General features: G+C 51.8%; 2 rRNA genes (1 of these 2 cut by a window edge). Both read left to right on the plus strand.

Annotated features, from left to right (window positions below):
- Window positions 1–2,659, plus strand: a 23S ribosomal RNA gene (locus ACQ4OE_RS26655); it begins 235 nt to the left of the window's first position.
- Window positions 2,660–2,807: 148 nt separating this feature from the next.
- Window positions 2,808–2,923, plus strand: a 5S ribosomal RNA gene (gene rrf / locus ACQ4OE_RS26660).
- Window positions 2,924–2,969 lie beyond the last annotated feature (46 nt).

Below are 2,969 nucleotides of genomic sequence, written 5' to 3' on the forward strand. Positions count from 1 at the left end.
CCCTTAGTAGTGGCGAGCGAACGGGGACTAGCCCTTAAGTGGCTTTGAGATTAGCGGAACGCTCTGGAAAGTGCGGCCATAGTGGGTGATAGCCCTGTACGCGAAAATCTCTTAGTCATGAAATCGAGTAGGACGGAGCACGAGAAACTTTGTCTGAATATGGGGGGACCATCCTCCAAGGCTAAATACTACTGACTGACCGATAGTGAACTAGTACCGTGAGGGAAAGGCGAAAAGAACCCCGGAGAGGGGAGTGAAATAGATCCTGAAACCGTATGCGTACAAGCAGTGGGAGCAGACTTTGTTCTGTGACTGCGTACCTTTTGTATAATGGGTCAGCGACTTATTTTCAGTGGCGAGCTTAACCGAATAGGGGAGGCGTAGCGAAAGCGAGTCTTAATAGGGCGTCTAGTCGCTGGGAATAGACCCGAAACCGGGCGATCTATCCATGGGCAGGTTGAAGGTTGGGTAACACTAACTGGAGGACCGAACCGACTACCGTTGAAAAGTTAGCGGATGACCTGTGGATCGGAGTGAAAGGCTAATCAAGCTCGGAGATAGCTGGTTCTCCTCGAAAGCTATTTAGGTAGCGCCTCATGTATCACTGTAGGGGGTAGAGCACTGTTTCGGCTAGGGGGTCATCCCGACTTACCAAACCGATGCAAACTCCGAATACCTACAAGTGCCGAGCATGGGAGACACACGGCGGGTGCTAACGTCCGTCGTGAAAAGGGAAACAACCCAGACCGTCAGCTAAGGTCCCAAAGTTATGGTTAAGTGGGAAACGATGTGGGAAGGCTTAGACAGCTAGGAGGTTGGCTTAGAAGCAGCCACCCTTTAAAGAAAGCGTAATAGCTCACTAGTCGAGTCGGCCTGCGCGGAAGATGTAACGGGGCTCAAACCATACACCGAAGCTACGGGTATCATCTTCGGATGATGCGGTAGAGGAGCGTTCTGTAAGCCTGTGAAGGTGAGTTGAGAAGCTTGCTGGAGGTATCAGAAGTGCGAATGCTGACATGAGTAACGACAATGGGTGTGAAAAACACCCACGCCGAAAGACCAAGGTTTCCTGCGCAACGTTAATCGACGCAGGGTTAGTCGGTCCCTAAGGCGAGGCTGAAAAGCGTAGTCGATGGAAAACAGGTTAATATTCCTGTACTTCTGGTTATTGCGATGGAGGGACGGAGAAGGCTAGGCCAGCTTGGCGTTGGTTGTCCAAGTTTAAGGTGGTAGGCTGAGATCTTAGGTAAATCCGGGATCTTAAGGCCGAGAGCTGATGACGAGTGTTCTTTTAGAACACGAAGTGGTTGATGCCATGCTTCCAAGAAAAGCTTCTAAGCTTCAGGTAACCAGGAACCGTACCCCAAACCGACACAGGTGGTTGGGTAGAGAATACCAAGGCGCTTGAGAGAACTCGGGTGAAGGAACTAGGCAAAATGGCACCGTAACTTCGGGAGAAGGTGCGCCGGTGAGGGTGAAGGACTTGCTCCGTAAGCTCATGCCGGTCGAAGATACCAGGCCGCTGCGACTGTTTATTAAAAACACAGCACTCTGCAAACACGAAAGTGGACGTATAGGGTGTGACGCCTGCCCGGTGCCGGAAGGTTAATTGATGGGGTTAGCTAACGCGAAGCTCTTGATCGAAGCCCCGGTAAACGGCGGCCGTAACTATAACGGTCCTAAGGTAGCGAAATTCCTTGTCGGGTAAGTTCCGACCTGCACGAATGGCGTAACGATGGCGGCGCTGTCTCCACCCGAGACTCAGTGAAATTGAAATCGCTGTGAAGATGCAGTGTATCCGCGGCTAGACGGAAAGACCCCGTGAACCTTTACTATAGCTTTGCACTGGACTTTGAATTTGCTTGTGTAGGATAGGTGGGAGGCTTTGAAGCGTGGACGCCAGTTCGCGTGGAGCCATCCTTGAAATACCACCCTGGCAACTTTGAGGTTCTAACTCAGGTCCGTTATCCGGATCGAGGACAGTGTATGGTGGGTAGTTTGACTGGGGCGGTCTCCTCCTAAAGAGTAACGGAGGAGTACGAAGGTGCGCTCAGACCGGTCGGAAATCGGTCGTAGAGTATAAAGGCAAAAGCGCGCTTGACTGCGAGACAGACACGTCGAGCAGGTACGAAAGTAGGTCTTAGTGATCCGGTGGTTCTGTATGGAAGGGCCATCGCTCAACGGATAAAAGGTACTCCGGGGATAACAGGCTGATACCGCCCAAGAGTTCATATCGACGGCGGTGTTTGGCACCTCGATGTCGGCTCATCACATCCTGGGGCTGAAGCCGGTCCCAAGGGTATGGCTGTTCGCCATTTAAAGTGGTACGCGAGCTGGGTTTAGAACGTCGTGAGACAGTTCGGTCCCTATCTGCCGTGGACGTTTGAGATTTGAGAGGGGCTGCTCCTAGTACGAGAGGACCGGAGTGGACGAACCTCTGGTGTTCCGGTTGTCACGCCAGTGGCATTGCCGGGTAGCTATGTTCGGGAAAGATAACCGCTGAAAGCATCTAAGCGGGAAACTTGCCTCAAGATGAGATCTCACTGGAACCTTGAGTTCCCTGAAGGGCCGTCGAAGACTACGACGTTGATAGGTTGGGTGTGTAAGCGCTGTGAGGCGTTGAGCTAACCAATACTAATTGCCCGTGAGGCTTGACCATATAACACCCAAGCAATTTGCGCTTAAGAGCCAGATTGCGGTGTGTGAAGACGAAACGAACCGAAAGTTCGATGCTCACAAAACACCAGCTGTCACATACCCAATTTGCTGAAGCGAGGCCATCAGGTCACGACTCAGTACCCGAATTTCTTGACGACCATAGAGCGTTGGAACCACCTGATCCCATCCCGAACTCAGCAGTGAAACGATGCATCGCCGATGGTAGTGTGGGGTTTCCCCATGTGAGAGTAGGTCATCGTCAAGATTAAATTCCGAAACCCCAATTGCGAAAGCAGTTGGGGTTTTGTTTT

This window comes from Pseudomonas sp. WC2, from assembly GCF_050586545.1.
Taxonomy (GTDB): Bacteria; Pseudomonadota; Gammaproteobacteria; order Pseudomonadales; family Pseudomonadaceae; genus Aquipseudomonas.